Source organism: Paenibacillus sp. M2, assembly GCF_046713495.1.
In the GTDB taxonomy this organism is placed as follows: Bacteria; Bacillota; Bacilli; order Paenibacillales; family Paenibacillaceae; genus Paenibacillus; species Paenibacillus amylolyticus_B.
Window position 1 is genome coordinate 4,789,475 of the sequence record NZ_CP169648.1, and the last position, 19,043, is coordinate 4,808,517.

Annotated in this window: 21 protein-coding genes; 7 read left to right on the top strand and 14 right to left on the bottom strand. The window is 45.2% G+C overall.

Features of this window, described 5'->3' with window-relative positions; genetic code table 11:
- Positions 1-305 precede the first annotated feature (305 nt).
- Positions 306-440: a Z-ring formation inhibitor MciZ gene (locus ACETMN_RS22185; RefSeq protein WP_091018103.1), complete on the top strand. Its 135-nt coding sequence runs from the start codon at positions 306-308 to the stop codon at positions 438-440.
- A gap of 149 nt (positions 441-589) precedes the next feature.
- Here ACETMN_RS22185 and ACETMN_RS22190 read toward each other — a convergent pair whose 3' ends face one another.
- Positions 590-1,723, bottom strand: a complete 1,134-nt coding sequence (locus ACETMN_RS22190) for a M20/M25/M40 family metallo-hydrolase (protein WP_091018105.1) — start codon at positions 1,721-1,723, stop codon at positions 590-592.
- 82 nt (positions 1,724-1,805) lie between these two features.
- Here ACETMN_RS22190 and prli42 point away from each other — a divergent pair, with 82 nt between their 5' ends.
- On the top strand, positions 1,806-1,907 hold the full coding sequence (gene prli42, locus ACETMN_RS22195; RefSeq protein ID WP_017687624.1) for a stressosome-associated protein Prli42: 102 nt from the start codon (positions 1,806-1,808) through the stop codon (positions 1,905-1,907).
- A 26-nt stretch (positions 1,908-1,933) separates the two neighbouring features.
- Here the strand turns inward: prli42 and lipB are convergent, their stop codons facing one another.
- From lipB to lpdA, 5 genes are all read right to left on the bottom strand, one after another.
- Positions 1,934-2,641 (bottom strand): lipoyl(octanoyl) transferase LipB, encoded by a 708-nt coding sequence (gene lipB / locus ACETMN_RS22200; RefSeq protein ID WP_091018106.1) that lies wholly within the window; start codon positions 2,639-2,641, stop codon positions 1,934-1,936.
- Between the two features lie 111 nt (positions 2,642-2,752).
- A complete protein-coding gene (locus ACETMN_RS22205) occupies positions 2,753-4,198 on the bottom strand; it encodes a dihydrolipoamide acetyltransferase family protein (RefSeq protein WP_091018107.1) in 1,446 nt (481 codons plus the stop codon).
- Positions 4,199-4,245: 47 nt separating this feature from the next.
- Positions 4,246-5,232, bottom strand: coding sequence for an alpha-ketoacid dehydrogenase subunit beta (locus ACETMN_RS22210; RefSeq protein ID WP_017687621.1), 987 nt, complete (start codon positions 5,230-5,232; stop codon positions 4,246-4,248).
- Positions 5,233-5,234: 2 nt separating this feature from the next.
- Positions 5,235-6,263, bottom strand: a complete 1,029-nt coding sequence (locus tag ACETMN_RS22215) for a thiamine pyrophosphate-dependent dehydrogenase E1 component subunit alpha (RefSeq protein WP_036607878.1) — start codon at positions 6,261-6,263, stop codon at positions 5,235-5,237.
- A 139-nt stretch (positions 6,264-6,402) separates the two neighbouring features.
- The gene (lpdA, locus tag ACETMN_RS22220) at positions 6,403-7,827 is read right to left on the bottom strand and encodes a dihydrolipoyl dehydrogenase (protein ID WP_338587718.1); all 1,425 of its coding nucleotides are present in this window, start codon (positions 7,825-7,827) and stop codon (positions 6,403-6,405) included.
- A 224-nt stretch (positions 7,828-8,051) separates the two neighbouring features.
- On the opposite strand from lpdA, the gene ACETMN_RS22225 reads away from it, so the two are divergent.
- Both ACETMN_RS22225 and ACETMN_RS22230 read left to right on the top strand, forming a co-directional pair.
- A complete protein-coding gene (locus tag ACETMN_RS22225; RefSeq protein WP_017687618.1) occupies positions 8,052-8,369 on the top strand; it encodes a DUF2627 domain-containing protein in 318 nt (105 codons plus the stop codon).
- 65 nt (positions 8,370-8,434) lie between these two features.
- Positions 8,435-8,782 (top strand): potassium channel family protein, encoded by a 348-nt coding sequence (locus ACETMN_RS22230; RefSeq protein ID WP_091018111.1) that lies wholly within the window; start codon positions 8,435-8,437, stop codon positions 8,780-8,782.
- Positions 8,783-8,790: 8 nt separating this feature from the next.
- Here the strand turns inward: ACETMN_RS22230 and ACETMN_RS22235 are convergent, their stop codons facing one another.
- Complete coding sequence (locus ACETMN_RS22235) at positions 8,791-9,003, bottom strand: hypothetical protein (RefSeq protein ID WP_047843592.1); 213 nt, start codon at positions 9,001-9,003, stop codon at positions 8,791-8,793.
- 176 nt (positions 9,004-9,179) lie between these two features.
- Here ACETMN_RS22235 and ACETMN_RS22240 point away from each other — a divergent pair, with 176 nt between their 5' ends.
- Complete coding sequence (locus ACETMN_RS22240) at positions 9,180-9,779, top strand: thymidine kinase (protein ID WP_017687615.1); 600 nt, start codon at positions 9,180-9,182, stop codon at positions 9,777-9,779.
- Positions 9,780-9,894: 115 nt separating this feature from the next.
- Here ACETMN_RS22240 and ACETMN_RS22245 read toward each other — a convergent pair whose 3' ends face one another.
- The 5 genes from ACETMN_RS22245 to ACETMN_RS22265 form a co-directional block, all read right to left on the bottom strand.
- The gene (locus ACETMN_RS22245; RefSeq protein ID WP_017687614.1) at positions 9,895-10,371 is read right to left on the bottom strand and encodes a hypothetical protein; all 477 of its coding nucleotides are present in this window, start codon (positions 10,369-10,371) and stop codon (positions 9,895-9,897) included.
- A gap of 535 nt (positions 10,372-10,906) precedes the next feature.
- Entirely contained in the window at positions 10,907-11,557 is a 651-nt protein-coding gene (locus ACETMN_RS22250; protein ID WP_411735152.1) for a hypothetical protein, read from the bottom strand.
- A gap of 204 nt (positions 11,558-11,761) precedes the next feature.
- Complete coding sequence (locus tag ACETMN_RS22255; RefSeq protein WP_091018114.1) at positions 11,762-12,799, bottom strand: NAD(P)/FAD-dependent oxidoreductase; 1,038 nt, start codon at positions 12,797-12,799, stop codon at positions 11,762-11,764.
- 154 nt (positions 12,800-12,953) lie between these two features.
- A complete protein-coding gene (locus tag ACETMN_RS22260; protein WP_411735153.1) occupies positions 12,954-14,927 on the bottom strand; it encodes an AraC family transcriptional regulator in 1,974 nt (657 codons plus the stop codon).
- Between the two features lie 247 nt (positions 14,928-15,174).
- Complete coding sequence (locus tag ACETMN_RS22265) at positions 15,175-15,435, bottom strand: hypothetical protein (RefSeq protein WP_192134003.1); 261 nt, start codon at positions 15,433-15,435, stop codon at positions 15,175-15,177.
- A 377-nt stretch (positions 15,436-15,812) separates the two neighbouring features.
- Here ACETMN_RS22265 and ACETMN_RS22270 point away from each other — a divergent pair, with 377 nt between their 5' ends.
- Together ACETMN_RS22270 and ACETMN_RS22275 are read left to right on the top strand one after the other, a co-directional pair.
- Positions 15,813-16,373 (top strand): hypothetical protein, encoded by a 561-nt coding sequence (locus ACETMN_RS22270; RefSeq protein WP_411735154.1) that lies wholly within the window; start codon positions 15,813-15,815, stop codon positions 16,371-16,373.
- Positions 16,374-16,402: 29 nt separating this feature from the next.
- Positions 16,403-16,624: a hypothetical protein gene (locus ACETMN_RS22275; RefSeq protein WP_411735155.1), complete on the top strand. Its 222-nt coding sequence runs from the start codon at positions 16,403-16,405 to the stop codon at positions 16,622-16,624.
- 185 nt (positions 16,625-16,809) lie between these two features.
- Here ACETMN_RS22275 and ACETMN_RS22280 read toward each other — a convergent pair whose 3' ends face one another.
- Together ACETMN_RS22280 and spo0A are read right to left on the bottom strand one after the other, a co-directional pair.
- The gene (locus ACETMN_RS22280; RefSeq protein ID WP_411735156.1) at positions 16,810-17,766 is read right to left on the bottom strand and encodes a GGDEF domain-containing protein; all 957 of its coding nucleotides are present in this window, start codon (positions 17,764-17,766) and stop codon (positions 16,810-16,812) included.
- Between the two features lie 422 nt (positions 17,767-18,188).
- Positions 18,189-18,995, bottom strand: a complete 807-nt coding sequence (gene spo0A / locus ACETMN_RS22285) for a sporulation transcription factor Spo0A (RefSeq protein ID WP_091018123.1) — start codon at positions 18,993-18,995, stop codon at positions 18,189-18,191.
- Positions 18,996-19,043 lie beyond the last annotated feature (48 nt).

A 19,043-nucleotide genomic window follows, 5' to 3' on the forward strand; every position in this document is an offset into this window, starting at 1 on the left:
AAAAAATATTTACACTAACCACTCCGATGACAGAACAACCCTTCGATCGCTGTTATCCCCAGATTTTTTGATTTCTTTCTCTAATAGATAAAATTTGGTGATAGCTTATGCTTACGATGCAGCTTTCCTTCAGAAAGCTTTTTGGCGAACGCTCCGCTTCTCTTGGTTATTTCTGTCCTCTTCGTTCTTGTGTAAAGGATTAGCTCAATTTATATATTCGCTTAATGTATAAATCTCTGATTTGGGGCATATGGTGAGCGTATAGAACTCTCACAGTAAATATAAACAAATCAGGGGGAATTTTGATGAACAGTTATTTGACGCCTAAATCCGTACACGTGGTAGGACAAGCCCGGCAAGTACAGCTCATACTCAAACAATGGTTGCGCGAGTGGGGCCCGGATGCCAAGTTAGTCGATCTGCTTGCTGGACGTAAATAAACGAATCGAAACATGATTTTGCTTCCTTTTGACCTTAAATTAACGAGTCTTCTTCCTTGAAATATAACATGAATTCGCAAAAAGTCCGAATCCGTATAGACCGGGTTCGGACTTTTCTGTAACAACAAGTTAGGAACATGTGCTCAATATTATTTCTTGTCTGCTGCCGTTTCCTGAATAATAGCCACGACCACCTGAGACAACTTCACAATATCTTCGGCACGAATACGTTCTTTGGTTGTATGAATATCCTCATACCCTACCGCCAGATTCACTGTCGGAATGTTGAATCCGTTAAAGATATTGGCATCACTGCCACCACCGGAAGCAAACGTACTTGTCTCCAGTCCAATACTGCGGATGGCACGCTGTGCAAGTTGTACAACTTCGTGTTCATCATGGAAGCCAAATGCAGGGTAGAGGATCTCACTTCTGAATTCAGCTGTAGCACCGTATTTGCGACATGTTGTTTCGAGCGCGTCACGCATCTGTGCAACCTGCAATTCAACTTTCTCCTGCACAATACTGCGAGCTTCCGCTTCAAGTTGTACAAAGTCACATACCACGTTGAGTGCTGATCCACCCTGGAATTTACCAATGTTCGCTGTCGTCTCATCATCAATTCTGCCCAGTGTCATCGCTGCAATTGCTTTGGCTGCTACCTGAATGGCGCTGATCCCGTCTTCCGGATTCACGCCCGCATGGGCAGACTTACCATAGATGCTCATTTGAATTTCAGCTCTGGCTGGTGCAGCAACACAGATCGTGCCTACAGCTCCATTGGAATCCAGCGCATAACCGAACTCGGCATCGATATCCTCCGGATTCATGGCACGTGCGCCCACCAGGCCAGACTCTTCGCCGACCGTAATGACAAATTGAATTTTACCATGTGGAATCTTGTTTTCCTGGATCACACGAATCGCTTCGAACAATGCCGCAATCCCTGCTTTGTCATCTGCTCCCAGGATCGTTGTTCCATCACTGCGAATCCAGCCATCTTCACCCAGTTCAGGATTGATTCCCTGTCCCGGCGTCACGGTGTCCATATGACATGTGAAAAAAATCGGTGCAACCCCATCAGTTCCTTCGGCTTCCCAGGTGATGACGAGGTTTCCGGCGCCATGTCCGGTTTGCTCCATGGTATCATCCTCATAGACATGAAGACCGAGATCTGTAAACTGTTCTTTTAACACTTTCGAGATGTTCTGTTCATTTTTCGTTTCACTATCAATCTGCACCAGTTCCATGAACTGATCGATAACACGTTGTTGTTTAATCATAGGACTTTCCTCCCTCTCGTGGATACGGTACAATACAATTACTATGGCTTGTTTACTTTATGTTGAAAGGAGTTCTCTCATCATGCAAAAAAAGAAATGGTTCAAAATCATCATCTATCTCATGCTGATCGCCATGATCGGGTCCACCCTTTTCATAGCTCTCGAACCGTTGCTGTTCGGATAGCAACCTAAAGCCTTTCGACGGTCTGTTTACAGACGTTGAAGGGCTTCTTTTTCCGTGACCCAATTAATTTGATATGGAAAAATACGATTAAAGTACGGAACAATCTCCTGCGCTACCTGCTCCACCGAATAAGACTTGCCCGTTATATCCTCGAGTGAGGTAACGCCATACTGCTCAATCCCACAAGGAACAATCCCCTGAAACCCTGCATGTTGAATGCCTGAGCTGATGTTAAAAGCAAACCCGTGACTGGTCACAAAACCGCGGCGGTGTTTGCAACGATTAAACTTGATGCCGATTGCAGCAATCTTCATATCGCCAATCCACACACCCGTGTAACCCTCTTTGCGTCCTGCTTCGATGCCCTGGTCTGCGAGATAATCCATAAGTACCTGCTCAAGTTTCCGTAAATAGCCGTGCAGATCCAGGTCTTCATCCCGACCAAGAATCAATAACGGGTAACCTACCAACTGACCCGGGCCATGATAAGTAATATCACCGCCGCGGTCAATTTGAAACAAAGAAATCCCTTGCTCACGCAACTCCTCCGGACTGAGAAGCAGATGCTCCGGATGATTTTGTGAGCCGATCGTATACGTAGGCGGGTGTTGTAAAAGCAGCATCTGCTCCGCTCCCTCGCCCTCGTCCAATCGCTGCACAATCGCTTTCTGCCGGTTCCAAGCCTCTTCATAATCAAGCATTGGTATGTATGCAACATCCAGCGGCTTGCTCATGATTCCCCACACCCTTCTGCTTCAGGTTCAGTGTACAATTGAGCACCTGTCCGTAGACAGCAGGAAAAGTGCACGGCCTCCGGCACATACACTTTCCCGACAACTATTTACTTAATACACCTTGGTCTCCATGGTATATCCTTCAAGGTTTTCTTTGACACGTTGCAAGAAACGTCCGCTGATTACGCCATCCAGGATTCGGTGATCCAGCGACAGACACAGGTTAGCCATCGAACGAACAGCGATCATATCATTAATAACCACTGGTTTCTTGACAATCGACTCGAATGTAAGAATTGCTGCCTGTGGATAGTTAATGATCGGCTGGGACAGAATCGAACCAAATGAACCTGTGTTGTTTACCGTGAACGTACCTCCCTGCATATGGTCCAGCTTCAACGTACCTTCACGTGTTTTGCGAGCCAGTTCATCCACTTCACGGGCCAGACCTGCAATATTTCGCTGATCGGCATGTTTGATTACGGGTGTAAGTACGGAATCTTCGGTTCCTACCGCCATGGACAGGTTAATGTCCCGTTTGACGATAATTTTGTCCACTGCCCATACCGAGTTCATGATTGGATAGTCTTTAATCGCGTTAACGACTCCCTTCATCATGAAGGACAGATATGTCAGATTGATACCTTCCTTACGCTTGAACTCATCCTTGAGTTTATTGCGCAGCATCACAAGATTGGTAACGTCCACTTCAATCATTGTCCATGCATGCGGGATTTCCGATACGCTTTGACGCATATTCCGGGCAATGGCATTACGCACAGGGGTAACATCGATGAAATACTCCGATCTTCCCTGGCCGCCACCTTCCACTTCGATCTGTGGAATTTTCGGGCTTTCGGTTAGATGAATGCCTGAATGTCTCACAGGAACACCTGCATCGGACGCTGAGATCGCTTCTCCAGCGGTTAAACCCATTTCTCCATTTCCACGATTCACTCCGCTGAATGGAGAAGCAGACGGCACACCAGAAGGTGTATGCTGTGCTGCTGCAGATGATGCTTGTGCAGACGATCCAGCCGCGTTACCTCCCTGTGCAACAAATGCCAGCACATCTTTGCGGGTAATACGACCACCGGCTCCAGTGCCTTGGATGCTTTGCAAGTTCAAGCCATGCTCTGCTGCCAAGGATTGCACTGCCGGGGAATACCGATTACGCATCGGCTGGTTGGGATCAGGTGCTGCTGTATTTGAGGCGGCAACAGGAGTGTGGCTAGCATGTTGCTGCACTTGGTCCTGTTGCTGCGATACTTGTGTTACTTGCTCAGCCGCTTCTTCGTCAGAAGCTGCGACCTGCATGCGGCAGATTGCTTCACCAACAGCAATCGTTGTGCCCTCTTCCACCAAAAGGTCACCCATAATTCCATCCACAGTGGATGGAATCTCGGCATTTACTTTATCCGTGATTACTTCACAGATCGGCTCGTACTGTTCCACACGGTCGCCCGGTTTTTTCAACCATTTGCCTATGGTAGCCGAGACCAGCGATTCCGCCAATTGCGGCATAATGACCTCGATCCATTTCATACGTTCAGCCATTTGATTATCACTCCAAACTTTACTTTTAAACGATCCAAAAAACGAAATTAAAACTCGGCAAGCGTACGCATTGCTGCTTTGGCTTTGTCTTTGCTCAGCATGTAGAATTTCTCCAATGTTGGGCTAATTGGCATGGCCGGCACATCAGGTCCGCAGAGACGCTGAATCGGTGCATCCAGTTCAAATAGACATTCCTCACTAATAATCGCGGCAACTTCGGCACCTACACCACCCGTTTTGTTATCTTCGTGTACGATCAGCACTTTGCCTGTCAGACGAGCGGAAGCAATAATCGCTTCACGATCCAACGGTTGCAATGTGCGCAGATCCAGAACGTGTGCTGTAATGCCTTCTTCACGTTCCAGCTCCTCAGCAGCCTGCATTACAAAATGCAGCGGCTGACTGTAACCGATCACGGTAATATCCGCACCCTCACGAAGTACGTTGGCTTTACCAATCGGAACGATGTAATCATCTTCAGGCACATCTTCCTTGATAAGTTTGTAACATTTTTTATTTTCAAAAAAGAGTACCGGGTCCGGGTCGCGAATAGCGGCCTTGAGCAGTCCCTTGGCATCGTATGCCGAGTAGGGAGCTATAATTTTCAGACCAGGTGTACCAAAGAAAATCGATTCCGGACATTGGGAGTGATACAACCCACCGAAGATCCCGCCACCAATCGGCGCACGGATAACAATCGGACAGCTCCAGTCATTGTTGGAACGATAGCGGATCTTCGCCGCTTCACTAATGATCTGGTTGGTTGCCGGCAGCATGAAGTCCGAATATTGCATTTCGGCAATCGGCTTCATGCCATACATCGCTGCACCAATGGCAACACCTGCAATAGCGGATTCAGACAAAGGTGTGTCCATCACTCGCATTTCGCCAAACTGATCTTGCAGCCCTTTAGTTGTGGTAAACACACCACCTTTGAGACCAACGTCTTCACCAAGGATAAAAACATTTTCATCCCGTTCCATCTCTTCTTTCATCGCAAGACGGATTGCATCAATATATTCCATCACTGCCATACTTACCGTCCCCCTTCTTCGCTGTCCGCATAAACGTGCGTCAGAGTGTCCTCAGGTTTAGGATATGGCGCGTTGTCTGCATATTCAGTTGCTTCTTTCATCTCCATCGCAAGCTGGGAAGCCAGATCCGCATCCCGGGCTTCGTCCCAGATGCCGCAATCGATCAAGTAGTTCTTCATGCGAGGAACGCCATCTTTCTTCCAGTTCTCCTCAACTTCCTCTTTGGTCCGGTAAGCCAGATCATTATCGGAGGTGGAGTGAGGTGACAACCGATACATCATCGCTTCAATCAGTGTCGGGCCTTCTCCGGCTATGGCACGGCGACGTGCTTCCTTCACTGCAGCATATACTTCTAATGCATCGTTACCATCTACACGCAGTCCGGGGAACCCGTATCCTTGTGCTCGATCGGATATTTTGCCGCTCAACTGCTTGTGAATCGGTACCGAAATTGCATATTGATTGTTCTCACACATAATAATGACAGGCAATTTATGCACACCTGCAAAGTTGGCTCCCTCATGGAAGTCACCCTGATTGCTTGATCCTTCGCCAAAGGTAACAAAAGAAACAAATTCTTGCTTCTTCATTTTGGCAGCCAGTGCAAATCCAACAGCGTGCGGAACCTGTGTTGTAACCGGGCTTGAACCCGTCACTATCCGCAGCTTTTTGTGACCGAAGTGACCCGGCATTTGCCGACCGCCACTATTCGGATCTTCTGCCTTCGCAAAAGCAGAAAGCATCAACTCACGCGGAGTCATGCCTACCGCCAGTACAAAACCGTAATCGCGGTAATAAGGTAAATAATAATCGTGATCCCGATCCAGACCAAAAGCAGCGCCTACTTGCGCAGCTTCCTGCCCTACACCGGATACGTGAAAGTTAATTTTGCCAGCCCGTTGCAAAAGCAAGCAACGCTCGTCAAACTTGCGCGCGAGCAGCATGTATTTGTACATATCCAATACTTCACCATCGCTAAGTCCCAGCTGTTGATGCCGGTGGACCGCGTCTGCAGTACCTTGTGAACTCATATGAGGTACCTCCTTTTAATCAGAGCCTGTGCCACTCTTACTGCCCGATCTTATAACCTGGTACTAAGACTTGGCTTAACCTTATTATAATCCCTTTTACCCAAAAAAGGAAAGGACCTTTCTCATAAGCTTGTTTGACTTACATTCCAATGGCCTTTCCATCGACCGCCAACATGGCTTCACCCATAATTTCCGACAGAGAAGGGTGCGGATGAATGGTTTGTCCGACTTCCCAAGGTGTGGCATCCAGCATCTGAGCCAGAGAAGCCTCAGCGATTAATTCCGTCACATGGGTGCCAATCATATGTACCCCCAATATATCATTCGTCTTGGCATCTGCGATCACCTTCACGAATCCATCCCGACTTCCGTGAATAAGCGATTTGCCAATAGCCGAAAATGGGAACTTGCCTGTTTTAATGTCATAGCCACGTTCTTTGGCTTCTCGCTCGGTGAATCCGATGCTTGCTGCTTCCGGACGTGTATACACACAGCGCGGGATGCGATGGGATTCTACGGCATGTACCGTTTCGCCCGCCAGATGATCGACAGCGAGAATACCTTCATGACTTGCGGCATGTGCAAGCTGCAAACCGCCGATGCAGTCACCAATGGCGTAGATGTGACCTTCACCGGTCTGTAACTGTTTGTTCACAGCGATGAACCCACGCTCCAGTTTGATATCTGTATTTTCAAGTCCAATATTTTCGACATTAGCTTGACGTCCAACTGATACGAGCATTTTCTCCGCTCTCAGCGTTTCCTGCTTATCGTCACCAAGCTGCACATCAATCTGGATGCCCTCTTGATCTGTGTTATATGTTTCCGTTAGAACAGTGGCACCTGTTAGGAAACGAACACCTCGTTTGCCGAGCAATCGCTGCATTTCTCTGGCAACATCCTCATCCTCGGCAGGCAACACGTGAGCAGCTGCTTCTACTACTGTGATGTCTACGCCAAAGTCATTCAGCATGGATGCCCACTCCAGTCCAATCACGCCCCCACCGACAATGATGAGTGATGCAGGAAGTTCATCCATACGCAGGGCTTCGTCGCTGCTCATTATGAATTTACCGTCCGGTTCCAGGCCCGGCAACACACGAGGACGCGAACCAGTGGCAATGATAAGATTGGTTGGAACTACCGTATCCATCTCTCCATCTTCAAACTCCACAGCGACTGCTCCGCTCTGCGGTGAGAAGATGGATGGTCCGATGACGCGACCTTTCGCGTGTACAACCTGGATTTTATTTTTTTTCATCAAATACTGAACGCCCTGATGAAGCTGTTCGACAATTGCATCCTTGCGCGCCTGTACTTTGGGAAATACAAGTGTAGCTCCAGCTGTCTCGATACCATACGTCTCGCTCTCCTGGATCTCGGCGTATACTTCCGCACTTTTCAGCAAAGCCTTACTCGGAATACAGCCACGATGCAGACAGGTACCGCCAAGCTTGTCCTTCTCAATGATAACGACCTGTTTTCCCAGCTGTGCAGCCCGGATTGCGGCTACATATCCACCGGTTCCTCCTCCAAGAATTGCAACATCACATGTAATTGGCATCTCTCATGCTCTCCTCTATGAATCAAATTTCAATATCATTTATGATGGCTTGAATCATGGTTTAGCTTATACCCTCTATATGCCATTGTACTATCCTTGAGCGGTCAACTCAAAGTTTGAAGCAATCACACATGGACAGCCTATGCATTCCAAGCTATGATGGAATCAGGTATGATCTGTAAGCGTAACCTTTATTTAATGTCGACTTTGGCAGAAAGGGTATAATGCTCATGAATACAAGATTGGTCTTTGCGCGATTTTTGGCAATTGTTGTTCTGGTCATCCCCGGTTTAATGGCAATGAAGGGTTTTCTGATGATGAAAGATGCCCTGTTCCTATATTATGCCGAGCACGGGAACGAACTGATTTCACCAGGATTCCAGTGGCTTTCCTTTGGCGGTGGACTTGTCCTTTTTGCCGCAGGTATGAGTTTCCTGGGAGGCTGGATCCTGTTCCGTGACCGCAAGCGTAATTATGTAGGTCCCCGTTTCCGGTCCAAAAGTGTACCCGAAAAAGCAGAGACGCCCGGAAGGACTCCATGAGTCCGGGCTTTTTGTGTGTTTATACAACACACACCGCCTACTTTACATAGACAGGATGGATCATCATGGTATCATTTCTAATAACGTTACAACGACTGCTCAAAGGCATTTTCCATGCGTTCAAAGACCCCAAGTTTCTGGCTCTGTTCGCGTTAACGACAGCAACGTTGCTGTCAGGCACTTTATTTTACACTCGTGTTGAAGGTCTGCACTGGATCGATGCGTTATACTTCTGTGCGGTTACTCTGACTACGGTGGGACATCCTGAATTTGTGCCAACCACCGGATTCAGCAAAGCCTTTACCGTAATCTACATGTTTGCAGGCATTGGTCTCACCTTTGCCATGATTGCCAGAATTACAGCAGGTATTCTATTCCCTCGCAAATTAAAGACAGAAGAGGACCCGGAGTAATCTCCGGGTCATTCGTATAAGGCATCCCGCAGTTTGGTAGACATACGTGATTCTTTGGAAGAAGACTTCAAGATCGTTCTACGCAAGGTAAGGTTACTTGCCTGCAGTCTCTCCGCTTCTGCGAACAGTTCTGCAAATAACGCCTGCGCTGCTTCATCTAGAGATCCCTGTTCTTTCAGGCTTTCATATCGCTCTTGAAGTGATGTTAATGCTTCACTCATACTAAACACCTCTTTTCACAACTCCTGTTAACTAGCTGCCGTAACCAATACCTTAACAATCCATATAGTAACACAAAGCTGCGCAGATTAGTTCTGGCTCTTTCCAAAGATTTTGTGGTACTCTGTAATGGTCGCTTTTTTTGTTGAATCCCGTATGTGAGAGGAGTAGCAGCACCGTGCAAACAGGACGTATTACCGTAATTACTGGACCCATGTTCAGTGAAAAATCCGGTGAACTCATTCGCCGTTGTCAGAAATTAATACAATTTGGCCGTAAAAAGGTTGTGGCCTACAAACCAGCCGAGGATAATCGGTTTGCCCAGGACGAGATCGTAAGCCGAATTGGTTATCGACTCCCTGCCCATTCCATTCCCCGGCAATTAACCCCGGAATCCGTAGAAATGATCTTGAACCAAACCATAGATGCTGATGTTGTTGCATTTGATGAAGTACAATTTTTCAGCAGTGCCATTATGGAACTTGTCTCGGAGTTAGCGTATTGTGGCAAACATGTCATTGTGGACGGACTTAATATGGATTACCGTGGTAAGGAATTCGGATATGTCGGTGGTTTGCTTGCCATGGCAGACGACATTGAGAAACTCTCGGCTTTCTGTGCGGTATGTGGCAGCCCGGATGCAGCCTTTACGCAACGTATCGTCAATGGGGAGCCCGTTACCTTGGGTCCGGTTGTCATGATTGGCGATTCAGAGGCTTACGAGCCACGTTGTCGTTGCTGCTTCATTCCTCCTCACAAAGTTGAATGCTCATCATAATTCCTAAAAGTCTTAGATAACTTCCAAAAAGGCCCCTTGGGGCTTTTTTGTTATGGAGCAAACATTCGCACAAAAAAGCACCGCTTCGCAGCGATGCTTCCAGAGTCACTTCCCGCTAGTCCCGGGAAACAAAATATTTGTTGGTCATGTAGTAAGCGTCACCACGCGACGTTTCCACCATTCCTTTTTTGGCATCCAAAAATACAATCTCTTTACACTTTGTACAGTACCATTTTGTGCGCTTGTATGGGGATTCCGTCACATAAGCCGTGCCACATTTACAATCAATCTTCATTAATAACTCGGTTGATTTATAAGCACTGGACAAGCGTTCCAGGTTATCCTGCTGCTGTGTAGGCATAATGGTCTGCTGATAGTCCGATAAATGATTTTGAACCTTGAAATCTGCTACCAATCCTGCATTCAATCCAAAAAACTCCTTGCCAATTTCGGTCACGAAGCGCTTCTCATTTCTGTAGCAATCCAGCCACTCAATAATCTGCTTATTAGACAGTGGAACCGTACCCTTGATACCGCTGTTTAAGGTGTAGGTCATGATGTATAAAGTATCGTCTTGTCTACCTGAGTACATTAGAATCCTCCTTCGAATACATTTGCTAATGTACTACAAAAACGCGCATAAATCAAAAAATTCTTATTTCCTGAGCGCATCTCTTCTTATTAAATGGGAAACATTCCACGTTCATCCGCCAAAGACTTACAAGAACTGCATACACCTGAAACATTTCCCTGTGGAGCCGCATAATGCACGACCGATTTAACGTTTTTCTTGCATATGGAACAGTAGTGCCTCCTTTCCTTTTTTGGGATATAGTCCGATAGCTTAACCATGTTTTTGTTCGGTCGGAATCGTTGTAAGAAACCCGGCCATTTCATCTCGCTTCACTCTTTCTTGTTCGTCTACTTTGTAGTCATTTTTTTACTCTGGGCTAAAAATCATCTCGCCTTTTTTTATGTATACGATTCCAAGTTGTGCGTTCCTATCTCATAATCTATTCGACGTTTTGGGCGTTTTTCCTGTTTTTAATCTCTACACATATAAAATAAAACCGACAGAACCTGCTCTCCTTTTTTTCGGGAGAACAGTATTTTAGTCGGTTGCAGCCTTATTTATAAAAAGTTCCCAGAACGTCCAGCTCTGGTGAGCGCTCAATTCGAAAAGGATAGATGTAGCCCTGCTTCATTCGGGTAAATTTGCGACTCCACAGGTCCAGTCCGGATGTGAACTGATAGGCCTGATATATAAACTTGGAACAGTAATTGCGCTCAATACTATGCAGATTGGTCTGCAAACGGTAGAATTTCACCTGCTTGTAATGGTCCTGTACCCACCCAGCTGCCTTCATGCCTGCCTCATTCAGTCTGGAACGGAATACAATGAACCGATCTCCTTCATAGAAACGGGTGATATACCAATCCAGTGAATCAGCAAATACAGGCCCATAAGGGTGTACATGATATACTTTGCCGTCGAGACCAATAATGCCCATATGCCCGGCGTAATATGTCGATTCCGAGCTTGGCGTATACACAATATCCCCTGGCTCCAGCTTCATTTCGCCCAATACGTTAATAGGCAAGTCCTGATGCAGCCGTTTGGCTGCTGAACGTTTACGCCGCCCTTCAACCAACAAGCGATGAAGCGCTCCAGCCAGTCCGAGATACATTTCAGACCATTTGATCTTTTTTTTATCAGATCGTTTGAACCACCGCTGGATGAAGGTGAAACCTCGTTGTAGCTGTGATCCCTTTTTCATACGCTGCACTCCACTCTGATCTAGTTATTGTATCTTGATGTCATTCTACAGTTTCTCAGGCTTATTATAGACATTTGGTGGTTCATGTTCAATTCTAAGCGTGTTCTATCTTGTGCCATTATGCCTTCTTATTACCCATTTTATGCAAAAAAGATGACTTCGGGATTAACCCGAAGTCATCTTAATATAACCGATCGCAGACCTTTATTCTTCTACAACACCAAGAGCTTTATTTTTCTCCTTAAAGCGACTGTTATGGGAAGAAACATAAGCCACTTTTTCCGCTTCAGGGTCCATGTAAAGCTTCGCACTGTTTACCGCTAGGGCTGCATCAGTGAAAGTACCTGCAATCAGGTACAGTTTGCTACCATAATTTACAAAGTCACCTGCGGCAAAAACACCAGGAATATTGGTTTGCAATCTCTCCGTTGTAGTGACATGCCATTCGCCAAGATCAAGTCCCCAATCCCGGATTGGACCAAAGTCACTCTTCATGCCATGGTTTACAATGACAGCATCGACTTCAAGCAGTTCAGTTTCACCTGTGTCCACGTGTGAGATGGTCACCTGTTCAATCACATCACCACTCATACTATGCAAGGTCTCTACCGCATATGGTGTACGGACATCTACAGAGGATTCTCTCATACGCAGTACATTACGCTCCAACCCGCCAAAGCGGTCACGACGATGCACCACCGTAACTTGCTCTGCCAGTGCTTCCAGTTCATTCGCCCAATCCACAGCAGAGTCGCCTCCACCCGAGATCAGCACGCGTTTACCACGGAATGGTTCTAGTTCCTGTACGGTATAGTGCAGATTGCTAACCTCGTAACGGTCTGCACCTTCAAGCTCCAGCTTGGCCATTTTATAAATCCCATATCCGATTGCCATAATGACGGTACGTGTCCAGTGTTGCTCACCTGTTGCAGAAGTTAACAGAATCGTGCCATCAGGTTGACGCTCGAATCCTTCGATCTGTTGTTCAAATACGAGAGTTGGCTCAAAAGTTCTTGCCTGTTCTTCCAATTGTTTGATCAGATCCTCACACAGAATTGGTGTCACACCTCCAACATCCCAAATCATTTTCTCCGGATAAAAGAGCATGCGACCGCCCAATCTGTCACGCGCCTCAATCAACTTGGTCTTCATATCCCGCATGCCGCTATAAAAGGCAGAGTACATGCCCGCAGGGCCACCGCCGATAATGGTTACATCATAAAGTTCCAACTGCTGATTCATATTAAAAATACCTCCGTTAATTCGATCCAGAACATCGAGTATTTGATATCGATTCTCATTATCACTTAAATCCTAGTTTAATGGTAATCTTATCAAATTACAATGACTAAAAAACAAACATTTCTTGTACAAAACTTCTGCGAACCGCTCTTTACTATTGCGCTCTTGGAGCCGCCAACATCTTTTCTACGACAAAATCAAGTTGTTTATTGACTGAATAGATATCGGAATAATAGAAAAATTCAAAGTCAATCTCGATCAGACGGCCTTCCTTAACAGCCGGTATGCTACTCCAAATTGGATCATTCGTAAGGTTATCTGCCCCTTCATACACCGAACGAAACACATAATCACCGATATACTCAGGCAGTACTTCCATGGATAAGTTGGAGCCTCCTGCTTCCGAAACCACATCAATTTTCTTTTGCACTACTTCCGGAGCTTTCATGTCCAAGTACTCATATAGTGCCTGAGAACCTCGGCCATATTGCTTGCTCTCTACAACGACCATACCTTTCAAACCGCCCTCCACAATGGAAACCGTTTTATCCAATATGCCTGCATCTGCAAGTGTTTTCTTGCTTTCTTCAACTTTGCTGTTGAGATTAGTGATTAATGTCTCGGCTTCCTGTTCTTTGCCAAAAACACTCGCTATACTCCGGAGTCTTTCTTCTGTAGTCATTTTCTCGTACGGAATATATACCGTAGGTGCGATATCCTTTAACAACGAATACGTCTCTTCTGAAGGCGCAATAATCAGATCCGGATCGAGGTCTATGACAGCTTCAGGATTCGGTTCAAACCAGGCACCCAGTGAATTTACACCTTCAAGTTCGCCCTTATATGCAGCTCCGGCGAATACTTCTGAGGTAGCGATTGGCTTAATTCCAAGTGCGACAACATCCCCCTGGAGATACAATACAACAACCCGTTTCGGATTCGCTGGAACAACCACGTCACCTTTAACCGTTGAGACCGTACGTGTTTCATTGTCTTTGTTCGTCTGGCTTCCAGTGTCCGATGACACGGCCGTACTGCTGTTATTGGAACTGGCACCCGTTCCTTCGCCAGCTGCTGGTGTTGTTGCAGTACCTGAAGAGCAGGCTGCGAGGAGCATCGTTATGCTCAACAATGCAACCATGATCATACTGGAACTTGTTTTTCTTCTTTTCATTGGTGTAGACCCTCCATCTATATATTGATAATGATTCTCATAATCAATATATCCCGACTTCCATCTTCGGCCAATGGACGATTCAGAGATTTGCAATGGACGATCCTCTGTTCGAGCTTCTTCTCTCATCTTTCGTTGATACAGAATCGGAGAGATCCCCACATGTTTTTTGAAAATACGACTAAAATAATACACATCCGAATAACCCACTTCTGTTGCAATTTCACTCAGCGTTGCATCAGATCGTACAAGCAGATTCCGAGCCTTGGCGATTCGGGTCTGAATTAAATAATCAATCGGACTGTAACCCGTCTGTCGTTTGAATTGCATGGATAAATGTCGGGAGCTGTAGTTGAACTGTTCAGCCAGGAAATCAAGCGTCACCTGTTCCTTATAATGGTTCTGTATATAACGAAGTGTTTGTTTCACCGGGTCAGCAAGCTCTGTTTTAATCTCCTGCTCTGCCAACTGAACCATCATTTCATGAATGAATTGGTAAAATAAACTTTTTGTATGAAGCAGATCCAGACTTCCAGATTGAATCCATGCACCCTCAAGCTCATCAAGGTAACGTAACAACCCCAGCGGACTACTTGGCGTAAATCCATATTGCAAAGAGAACGGTGCAACCTCTGGCTGTGCCAATAACCACTTTTTGCGAAAACTAGGAAAGGCAAGGAATGCTCTGTAATAGAGCAGAATATATTCAAAATCTTCGTTGGTTTGGATATCCAGTGAAGATCCTTTGGCCCCATGAAGCATATAAAATCGCTCTGCATTGTAAGCTCTACCATCCATTTGGAGGTCAGCCGAGCCTCGAATCGTATATATAAAAGCATTTGCCGGAAGTGTGTAGGAACTCAGTTGTGCCCCTGCCTCCATAACGATTCGTCGTATATCCAGAACCTTAACAGCGGCATGATTCCAGCATTTCATCTGTTCGTCTAATTGCATCAAATACTCTCCAATCCCAGCCTCACCCGGAACAAAGGCCTTACAAGGTCATCAATCTGCCATACATCCGATAACATATATGTAGCAGAGGTTTACTAATGTACCTTTATTATAAATGATAATAATTTTCATTATCAACTGTAATTTAGAGTGGAAGAATTGGATTTCATCTCATCCATCACTTGTTACGCTTATTCTTCTTGTTCAGAGATCTTCGTAAACCACGCAGCCAATTCCTCTGTTTGATTCAATGTTGCAATCGGGTCAAAGTACCATGAACGTCCGGGCTCCAGATAAACACACGATCATTTTTAACCCATCCAGTGAACTCCAGACAAGTTTCGATTTCAACTCTTCCAGGGTCAGATTGTTCGCTGTTAGAATAATGTAATCCTCCACCAGGCAGGTTTGTTTTGTACATCAAGTAATATAGGCGCAATCCGGATTCGCCTGCTTGAATCACCAACTTACTTCCTTTTGCCCCATGGATAATATAAAAGCGACTCACTTCATATGTTTGCTTGTCAGCGTCACTCCAGCATCACCCTGAATGGTGAGTACAAAGGTACTTGTTGGAAATTTGTAACTCATCTCTTCTTATGCCTCTAATTCCATGTAACGAATATCTGTTATACTCACCGCAGCATAGTTCCAGAGGATATAATAATCATTCCACATTTTGCTAACCCATCTCCGTCTACATAGATTGTGTCTGAACTTCCACTCACTTAATAATAAACATTATCAATTATTATGATGAAGTACGCAATACAACCGACGCAAAATGAATCCATTGCGATGAAACAAGAGCTATTCAAATCCTTCTCTTAACATCCGATATATGTAAATAGAACCATGACAAAGAGTAGAAGGAGAACTGAGGATATGAATTCAATCTCATCTGCAACCAAAAGCAGTTTCACTCCCGGGAATCAAGTCTCCAGTCGGGATAAAGAAATTCAGGGACTCATGCAGCAGAAGGTCCGGCTCAATGAAGAAATGCAAAGTGTAAAAACCAATGACGAGTTGGATACCAAAACCAAAGCTCAGCGAATTAAATCCTTAACAAGCTCCATATCACAGAACGATAGCCAGATTGCCCAAATTAAAGCAGAGGAATTGCAAGAAAAGAACAAATTAAGACAGCCCGAAAAGACTCAACAGCAACAACCCAAACCAACCGACGAGACACAAGCCCCTTCACTCGATCACCTGATCAAGCATAGTCAGACTTATGATCAATTGGGTAAGCTGGTCGGTTTACGTGATCGCATGCAGGGCTCCATTCAGACCACCGAAGGAGAAACCCGCTTCGACCGACTTGTTCTGGAGATTAATCCTCCTACAAATGATCTCATCTCGGCAAATCAAAGATGTTGGAAAATTCAGAACGCACCGTCTTTCAGGCAAAGCGAGAGACCGTCCAAGACATCAACTCCCAGTTAAACAAGGTTAATCAGAAGATTGGGGAACTGGTGGAAGAGATCCATCAATCCGCGCCTAAAGAATCGGCACAACCTCCCATCTCTGCAACATCTGGAGAAGATAATCAGGAAGTAAATGAAGGAAAGAAAACGGGAAGTAAGGAGCACCCATCAGATGGCGGAACCACAGATCAGGAATCAGGAAACGGCCCGCAAACTACGGCTTCTACATCTCCTGCTGCTTCATATCCATCCGTCGATATTCGAATCTGAGTACTCTTTGCTCTAACATACTTATATGTATACATAATGAGGTTGAAGTGTTTTTGCAACACAGCACTCGACTCGCATCACATAATAGATAAACCGCTATTACAGGTGAATAACTCCTGATAAGTAGTGGTTTTTCTTGTATCTTTAACGTTAGTAGTTGTAGCTACTATGAGTATTTCTTATCTCTAGCACAGAGTACTGGCGTTATCATTTGCACAGATGATACTGCCAGCAATCGCTTTACAACCTTTTTTGATGCGTGTGGCCTGATCAATAATCTGATCTATGTTTTCATATTTTCGCTTGCTATTGGTTACAACGGCGATGGATACCGACACCAGAGGAATGGGCCGATTCAGCCCGGAGCGTCCTTCCCCCAGAACATATTGATGATGCCAATCATGTTCGTTGTAGAATGTCTTTTTCATTTCCTCAAAACCTGAGATGACTTCCTCACTAATAAGTTTGTAATCATGGTGATTCAGGATCGTAATAAAATCATCACCACCGATATGTCCAAGAAAAGCTTCAGGGGGAACAAATAGCTTACGAAGCAAGTTAGCTGTCGCCTGAATGAGCTGATCCCCCATTTTGAAGCCGTAGCTATCATTGTAGGATTTGAATTGATCGAGATCAACGTACAGTACACTAAAATGGTCCATCTGAAGAGCCTGAGACAGCCTTTCATCTATAATATGATTACCTGGAAGACCCGTCAGCGGGTTCATAAAAATCGCCATTTCAGCCCGTACATCTGCAACAGCAAGTAGCAAACGTCGAATACTCACAGCTCCAAAGAAACGTTCTCCTGACGTGACCAACACAAGATCATATATTTCCCCTTCATCTCTGTCCATGGCTAGAACACTGACATCCGTAATCTGTTCCGAATAATCCACGACCAGTGCCTGCGTGTTCATCACCAGTTCTACAGGACGTCCCATATACAGATTATAGCCATACTGGGTGCCAATCTGCTGAAAGAATCGGGCCCGCATCATTAATGACACACACCTCTCCCCCATAACAGCTATACCTTCCAGACTAGGTTTGGACTTGAAAAGATGATAGACGATATCACATTTTGTATCAGATTGTACTACAGGAATTGGTTCAGCAATCTCGCCTATTTGCGTAAACATACGATTCTACTCCTCTGTTCGTAGCATCTATCCGAACTTTTAAATATATATGTAGGTCTTTGTCAATGGTCACATCGTACCACTTTCTACTTGAAAAAGCGTTAACTGAGAGTAAAAGTTTATGAATTATTTCCTTTATCTGAATTTTGCTATAGGGAGCTTTTTTTAATGTAGAAACTCAAAATTCAGAAACAACATTCAAAACTAAATTTCATCATCATGTTCTGTGTTATTTCTTTATGCAAAAATACCGTCATTTACTGGATATCTTTAATCCAATAATTGACGGTATTCGTTGGCATATATTACAGAAGTTTATCTGGATGAAAATGAACGAATTCTGATATTGGACGCCAAAATTCATTTGGTCAGAATCTAATCTGAATCCAAAATTTCTTGCCCAATCATTACTCCTGACCCTTTCAGCTTACCTTATGCTCAATTCTCAGCTTGTCAGCGACCATCGCGATGAACTCGCTATTTGTTGGCTTCGACTTGCTGATATTGATCGTGTAACCAAACAAGTGGCTGATGCTGTCGATGTTACCACGAGTCCATGCCACTTCAATCGCATGACGGATGGCACGTTCGACGCGGGACGGCGTGGTTTTGAATTTTTCGGCAATCGCTGGATACAGTGTTTTGGTGATTGCTCCCAGAATTTCGATATTGTTATACACCATTGTAATAGCTTCGCGCAAATACTGATATCCCTTAATATGCGCAGGAACGCCGATTTCATGTATGATGGACGTAATGCTTGCATCGAGATTTTTATGTTTGCCCATGGGCACAACATTGGATTTCATGAACATGGATGATCCATTACTCGTGGACATCGCGGTCTGTGTCCCAACCAGTTGACGCACACGATTCGCAAGCACCTCCATGTCAAACGGCTTGAGAATATAATAAGAAGCTCCGAGTTGCACGGCACGCTGTGTGATATTCTCTTGTCCGAATGCCGTAAGCATAATGACTTTAGGCTGTGGAGACAGGTTCAGGTTGCGCAAGCGCTCAAGCACACCGAGACCATCCAGATGAGGCATGATAATATCCAGAATCAATACATCCGGCACATCCCGAGTTTGCTCCAGCAATTGCAGTACTTCTTCTCCATTGTATGCAATACCGGTTACTTCCATATCTTCCTGTTCAGATATATATTCGGCAAGCAAATTCGTAAATTCACGATTATCATCGGCCAGCAATACCTCAATTTTTTGCAAAACGGTATCCTCCTTTAAATTAAACATCGTTTCGTACATTTCCTTACA

Coding starts and splice junctions, on each gene's coding strand:
- ACETMN_RS22235 (WP_047843592.1), bottom strand. CDS start 9,003: ATGAGTGAAGCATTAACATCACTTCAAGAGCGATATGAAAGCCTGAAA.
- ACETMN_RS22210 (WP_017687621.1), bottom strand. CDS start 5,232: ATGGCAGTGATGGAATATATTGATGCAATCCGTCTTGCGATGAAAGAA.
- prli42 (WP_017687624.1), top strand. CDS start 1,806: ATGCAAAAAAAGAAATGGTTCAAAATCATCATCTATCTCATGCTGATC.
- ACETMN_RS22260 (WP_411735153.1), bottom strand. CDS start 14,927: ATGCAATTAGACGAACAGATGAAATGCTGGAATCATGCCGCTGTTAAG.
- ACETMN_RS22280 (WP_411735156.1), bottom strand. CDS start 17,766: ATGTTTACGCAAATAGGCGAGATTGCTGAACCAATTCCTGTAGTACAA.
- ACETMN_RS22185 (WP_091018103.1), top strand. CDS start 306: ATGAACAGTTATTTGACGCCTAAATCCGTACACGTGGTAGGACAAGCC.
- ACETMN_RS22270 (WP_411735154.1), top strand. CDS start 15,813: ATGAATTCAATCTCATCTGCAACCAAAAGCAGTTTCACTCCCGGGAAT.
- ACETMN_RS22245 (WP_017687614.1), bottom strand. CDS start 10,371: ATGTACTCAGGTAGACAAGACGATACTTTATACATCATGACCTACACC.
- ACETMN_RS22215 (WP_036607878.1), bottom strand. CDS start 6,263: ATGAGTTCACAAGGTACTGCAGACGCGGTCCACCGGCATCAACAGCTG.
- ACETMN_RS22190 (WP_091018105.1), bottom strand. CDS start 1,723: ATGATTAAACAACAACGTGTTATCGATCAGTTCATGGAACTGGTGCAG.
- ACETMN_RS22250 (WP_411735152.1), bottom strand. CDS start 11,557: ATGAAAAAGGGATCACAGCTACAACGAGGTTTCACCTTCATCCAGCGG.
- lpdA (WP_338587718.1), bottom strand. CDS start 7,827: ATGCCAATTACATGTGATGTTGCAATTCTTGGAGGAGGAACCGGTGGA.
- ACETMN_RS22230 (WP_091018111.1), top strand. CDS start 8,435: ATGGTATCATTTCTAATAACGTTACAACGACTGCTCAAAGGCATTTTC.
- lipB (WP_091018106.1), bottom strand. CDS start 2,641: ATGAGCAAGCCGCTGGATGTTGCATACATACCAATGCTTGATTATGAA.
- ACETMN_RS22255 (WP_091018114.1), bottom strand. CDS start 12,799: ATGAATCAGCAGTTGGAACTTTATGATGTAACCATTATCGGCGGTGGC.
- ACETMN_RS22205 (WP_091018107.1), bottom strand. CDS start 4,198: ATGGCTGAACGTATGAAATGGATCGAGGTCATTATGCCGCAATTGGCG.
- ACETMN_RS22225 (WP_017687618.1), top strand. CDS start 8,052: ATGCTCATGAATACAAGATTGGTCTTTGCGCGATTTTTGGCAATTGTT.